Origin of the sequence: uncultured Anaerobiospirillum sp. (assembly GCF_902485895.1) — a bacterium.
GTDB lineage: Bacteria > Pseudomonadota > Gammaproteobacteria > Enterobacterales > Succinivibrionaceae > Anaerobiospirillum > Anaerobiospirillum succiniciproducens.
The window spans coordinates 1-5,840 of the sequence record NZ_CABTML010000086.1 but is presented as its reverse complement, the minus strand read 5'-3'; the positions used below and the strand labels follow the sequence as shown (position 1 = coordinate 5,840).

At 44.3% G+C, this 5,840-nt stretch carries 3 protein-coding genes; all 3 read right to left on the bottom strand.

Annotated elements, in window-relative coordinates:
* Nucleotides 1–1,574 (bottom strand): AAA family ATPase (locus RDO37_RS07110; protein WP_308498588.1); only part of this gene is annotated, 1,574 nt, incomplete at its 3' end.
* A 300-nt stretch (nucleotides 1,575–1,874) separates the two neighbouring features.
* Nucleotides 1,875–4,676, bottom strand: a complete 2,802-nt coding sequence (locus RDO37_RS07105) for a transglycosylase domain-containing protein (protein WP_308498587.1) — start codon at nucleotides 4,674–4,676, stop codon at nucleotides 1,875–1,877.
* A 267-nt stretch (nucleotides 4,677–4,943) separates the two neighbouring features.
* A partial coding sequence (locus tag RDO37_RS07100; RefSeq protein ID WP_308498586.1) for a flagellin occupies nucleotides 4,944–5,840 on the bottom strand: 897 nt, incomplete at its 5' end.

Genomic DNA, 5,840 nt, shown 5'->3' with positions numbered 1-5,840 from the left:
GTCATCTCTCTAAAAGTTGAACATCCAGAAAATTGTAGAAATCTGTAGATAGATGCAACGACTACAGTTTCATGGGTATTTTCAGAGAAGAGTTCCCAAGGTTCATCGCTGAAAATCTGGTTAATTAATTGAGCTAAGCCATCAGCCCCATTACGCAGTACTGCAAACAGATCATCATATGAACTATTGATCTCGAGGTATCGTTGAGCAAGCTTACTCAACTCATTATTAGAGAATGAATAGTCATATATAAGGTCAGCTAAAGCTTTTGCTACTTCATGATTGGCAATGCCCAATAACAGGGTGTCACCAATATATCCCTTGATGCTCAGGTAGCCTGATTGAAACAAGATGACAATAGCCTCTAACGAATCTAGCTCATGATATTGCTTGCTGCGGCTTAATAAAGCGTGTTTGGGCACGGCAAGTAGGTATGGATTGTTTAAGCTTAAGTCCTTAGTGTTAACAGCAAGGGTGAAAAAGTCCATGATGCCGACATGATCTGAGTAGGCATTTAGAGCTTGTTCGCTACCATCTGCAAAGAGGCTCTTAAAGAGCATGCTATTAACACTAACAGAAGCAAGCTCCATTAGCCTATACATGAAGGTCACATTAGAGCTAGTAGCGCTCCAATAGCCCTCAAATCCAGCCGCTGGGTAATTTATGAAAGACGAAATGCTAACAGGATTGAACAGCCTTGGCTTTGATGAGTTGCTCGTACAGAATTGATAACCACAGTAAAAGTACTCAAGCTTTTCCATTAGCTCATCATGAGTAATGCCCAAAGTCTTTTGCGCATGCTCGATCTCAGGAGCAAAATAATGCTCGATCTCACTGCTGGTATAGCCGCAGCATGTGGCGTATCTTTCATCCAAGGTGACATTAGAAAACGGATTTGCCCCCGAGAAAATTGCACTATGAGCATATGAGCTTACGCCTGTAACAAATACAAAGCGCATGCTTAAGTCTTTGAGCGCACTAAAGAGCCTTCGGTACTCATCGATTAAACCAGCAAATACCTCATGGTTCTCAATATTATCATTTAGCGGTGCATCGTACTCGTCAATGAGTAAGACAAGCTCACTTTGGCAAAATGGTCTGTCGCCATTGATAAGCTCAGGGTGTTTAGCCTTAAACTCGTCATTAGACATTTGCGCCACTGCAGACTTAAGTAGCCACTCAACTATAGCTACAAGGTCTAAATCCTGAGGAATACTTAGGTCAAAGAAGTCGGCATAATCTTTAAGCTTGTTTATAAAAGACCGCTTAAAGCCCTCAACACTAAAGTAGTCATAAGTATGGAAAGAAAAGTGAAAGACAAAATAGCGATAAGGATCTTTCCACTTGTCAAAACACTCTAAGCTATCAGTGCCAACTGTGCCATGAGTAAAGAGATACTTTAGTGTCGAGACTAAAGTAGTTTTTCCCATACGACGTGGCCTAGTTAGCAAAAAGCATCTGCGCTCGCTACCTAGCATTGCAGCAGGGCCACTCTTATCTATATACACCAAACTTTTAGAGATAAGCTTTTCAAAAGTCTCAAACGATCCTGTGGTGATATAGCGATGACCCATAAGTTTCAGACCTCTTATCAAGCAAAGGTTAGTGATGAGTGAAGTAAGATTGTATCCCTTATTTTTGACCAAAGGACTTAAGACGTAATCTTTTAACCAAAGCCTGATATATATGGGCATTTAGTTTGGCAAGCGAATAGCGGCTATGAGCTGCTATAAGACGCATACAACTCTTACAAAGATCATGGCTAAGCTAGCTAGCTAGCGACAACTATCTTAGTTAATACCAAACCTTAAGATCACTACTTGTACTTATAGCCAAGATGAAACTATTAGTATGCCGAGGTAACCTTCTGGTAGCTAGTCACTTTTGGCATCAACAGATAGCTTTTGATTCTTATCAATGCCTTGAATGAAGACCTGAGATGATACAGACTTACCTTTACTGTCAATGACAGTAATGTTATAAAAGCCATCCTTTTGAGGCTCAAAGTAGTCAAGCTTATCATGTACTTCGTCATTGATAAGGACATAGTATGGGCCAACACCGCCATTGAACTGAATCATAATACGCTTAGAGAAGCCTACGTTCATACGCGAGCCATCAATTGGGAAGACTAAACGTAGATCATTGGTGTTGTTAGCTGCCTTGCTTGCAGAGCCAAAACTATTAGCAGTAGTAGAAGCAGATGCAGAAGATCGTGCAAGACCATCTGGTGCATGCTGATTAGCTAAGCTCTTCTCTTGCTTGAGCGTATCACCACGACGCTTTTGCACACGTCCAATATCCTTAATCTCAATACTGCTAAGCGCCACTGGTGGCGTTGGCTGCAGTAAGACACTATGGAGCTCTCCTAAGTCAGATCGAGGCATAGTCTCAATAGTATTAAAGACGTTAAAGAGCACAGGGGCTGCTACTGAGTAGCCAGTATAGCCATTAGTTGGACGGCCATTATTGCGGCCAACCCAAACGCCTACGGTGATATTGTTGTGTGAGCCTACAGCCCAAGAATCACGGCTTTTAAAAGAGGTGCCAGTCTTATAAGACACCTTAATGTGTTCGTTGTAAAAGCCCAAAGGTTCAAGAGAACCCTCTAAGATCTTGTATACAGCTCTCGCTGCATCGTTCTCCATCATCTTTGCTTCGCCAACCACGAAGCCAGCCTTAGCTGAAGATACAACAGTATTATCTCCACTAATGCTTGCAGATGGTCCGTCCTGACCATGCTCGCTCTCATGATCCTTGTCTCTCAATAGCTTGCCATGATCTTTATTGCCTAACTGAGTGTTCTTTACTGGAGTAATACGCAGTGGTTTGATCATGCCGTCATTAGCGAGAGCTGCATACATCTGCGTAAGGTCAAATAAGCTAATACCAGTACCTCCAAGCGCTATGGAGATATCTGGAGCCGCATAGTTAGGAAGTACTAGTCGACCTTGTGGATAGGAGCTATTACGCCTAGCTTTAAGTATAGCGAGTAGCTGCTCTTCATCAGACTGCTTAGCGCTTGGAAGGTCTTTAAGATCTTGGCTTTTAACTGCAGCTAGATTGGAACTATTGTTAGAGCTTAGACTTTGCTTGCTGTCTTTAGTATCAGCAAGTGCCTGCATGAAGGCGGATTGCTCTTGAGGGCTTAATAGAATGCTACTCTCACCATGCTTAAGCGGTGGGTATACTCTGCCGCGCTCAAAAGGTAGGGTGTTTTTAAGCGCATTAAACCTTCTGATGAAGTTAACAGGGCCGATAGCTGTCATTAGATCTAATGCAGGGAGATTTAATGAGGCTTGCAGTGCTAGATAGGCTGTAACTTCACCAAAGAAGAGGCGATCAAAGTTTCTAGGCTGATAGGTTCGATAGAGCTTTGCTGAGTCGAGTAATACGGTATTAGGATGCAGAAGACCTTGTTCAAATGCCATGCCATAGACAAAAGGCTTAAGCGCAGAGCCTGGCGATCTAATAGATTGTGCAGCATCCACAAATGAGTAGGCAGGGCCAACGCCGCCCACATAGCCTTTAACCTCAAAAGTCTTATTATCAACAGCTACTATGGCGATGTTGTCTTGCTCTTGAGCATTTACGTACATCTTAGCGTGTACTTCAACAGCATCTAAGAGCGTTTGCTGAATCTCAGGATCAATGCTACTTACCATCTCACGAGGTAGAGCTATGTCCATTCCATCGCTGCCACCATGGGCGCTAATGTCATCTAGACTTGATGCTGATTCAAGAAGGTCAGGGGTACGCAAGGTTCCTTTGAAGAGCGATTGGCCAAGATAATAGCCGCTCTGAGGGAGCTTATAGCGTAATCCTGGTAGTTGCTCTTCAGTGGCAGTGGCAAGAATATCTGCCTTGATAAGACCATCGGCAACAGCCTTTTTGAGCACCTCATTGCGATAGTATTTGGCAACCTTGGGACGTCTATCAGGACGCATAGACTCAGGTGAGCGTGGCAGAGCTACTAAGAGCGCAGCCTCTGCTGGAGTTAAATGCTGTGGCCCATGATTGAAGTAGCTATAGCTTGCTGCAGTAACACCTTCGATATTGCCACCAAATGGAGCTAAGGTGAGATACATATTTAAGATCTCATCTCTACCATATGCAGCAGTGATATAGAGTGCACCGAGGGCTTCACGCACCTTGCTAAAGATAGTTCGTTCTTTAGGCTCAAGCATGCGACACACTTGCATAGCAAGGGTTGAGGCTCCAGATACTCTCTTTAAGGAGCTCACATTACTAACAAGAGCACGAGCAGCAGATAGTGGGTCTACACCAGGATGCATGTAAAAGCGCTCATCTTCAGAAGATAGCAGCATTTTAATATACAGTGGGTCTACGTCCTGTGCATCAGTCTTAATTCTAAGATAGTCACCGTCGCTAAGAGAGGTGTAGATGATATTGCCGGCGCGATCATAGAGCGTCTCTGAGCGTTGCTCATACTTGCTCATATCAGGAGCACAGACAAACGCACCACCAAGTACAAACAACGCACCACCAAGTACAAACAACGCACCCACAGCCAAGGCCATAGCGCTATAGCGCATAAATTTGCCAAGCTTTGAGCGGTTTTTGCTGCAACTAAGGTTAGCGTCGCCATTTGACTTATTCTCATTAGGCTGAGCATGTGATGAGGTGCTATGGCTAGTTGAAGTAGTCTTGCTCATAGTTTGCTAAATCAAATGGAGATGTCTTGCAGTAGAGAGAATGCGCGTATCTTTGATCTGATCTTTTAGCTAAGAGAATAGGCAAGCAGCAACCTGCACTGTAGCAACAAAACCGATGAAAAGATCATAGAGTAGCTAGCGACAAAGAGAGAACAACAAGAGCAAAAGAGGTCTATGGTGGGTTTATATTGTCAGTAGCTATAAAGAAATAAGGCCGCAATGAAGAATGAGCGGCCTTGAAAGATACGTTAATGAAAATTATGAGATCTAGCGACCGCCTAAGAGGCTCAGAGCCACGGTAGGGCGCTGATTGGCCTGTGAAAGGATGGTCTGAGAGGCCTGCTGAATGATCTGATTTTGAGTTAAGGCTGCAGTTTCAGAGGCAAAATCAGTATCGCGAATACGGCTGCGTGCATCAGACTCATTTTCAGAAATAGAGCTCTGATTGCGGATGGTGCTTTCCATACGATTTTGGATTGCGCCTAGGGCCGCACGCTTAGAATCAACGATTTCAATCATCTTATCGATGTTGCCTAAGGTTGCCTGTGCCAGACTTGCCTGATGTACCAGCCAGCGTGTAACGCCAGTGTTATTTCTAGAGAGGCCAATAGCCTTATTGTTAAGCTCAATATTAGCCATGGTGGCAATACCACTCATGTGGAAGCCCTCTGAAATGGCCAGAGTGATCATGTCGTTGGCATTGGCACCAACCTGGAAGAAATACTTGCCTGTAGCATCCTTTAAGGTGTCAAGAGGGGTATTACCGTTCTTAGCACCAGCACTCATGAGAACATGAGCGCCTGCAAAGGTAGTCTTCTGACCGATACGAGTAATTTCGGCGCAGAGAGAATCAACTTCTTCTTGGAGAGCCTTACGATCTTTCTCGGTGTTAGTACCGTTAGCAGCCTGAACAGCAAGGGTACGGATACGCTGCAGCATGTTGGTGGTCTCGTCGAGCGCACCTTCAATGGTCTGAGCTAAAGCAATACCGTCGTTTGCGTTGCGGTTACCCTGATTTAAACCATTTATCTGGGAGGTTAAGCGATCTGCGATCTGCAGGCCTGCAGCGTCATCCTTAGAGCTGTTGATGCGAAGACCACTTGAGAGTCTCTGATAAGAGGTATTTAAAGCGAGGGTAGAGTTAGCAAGCTTACGCTGAGCGTT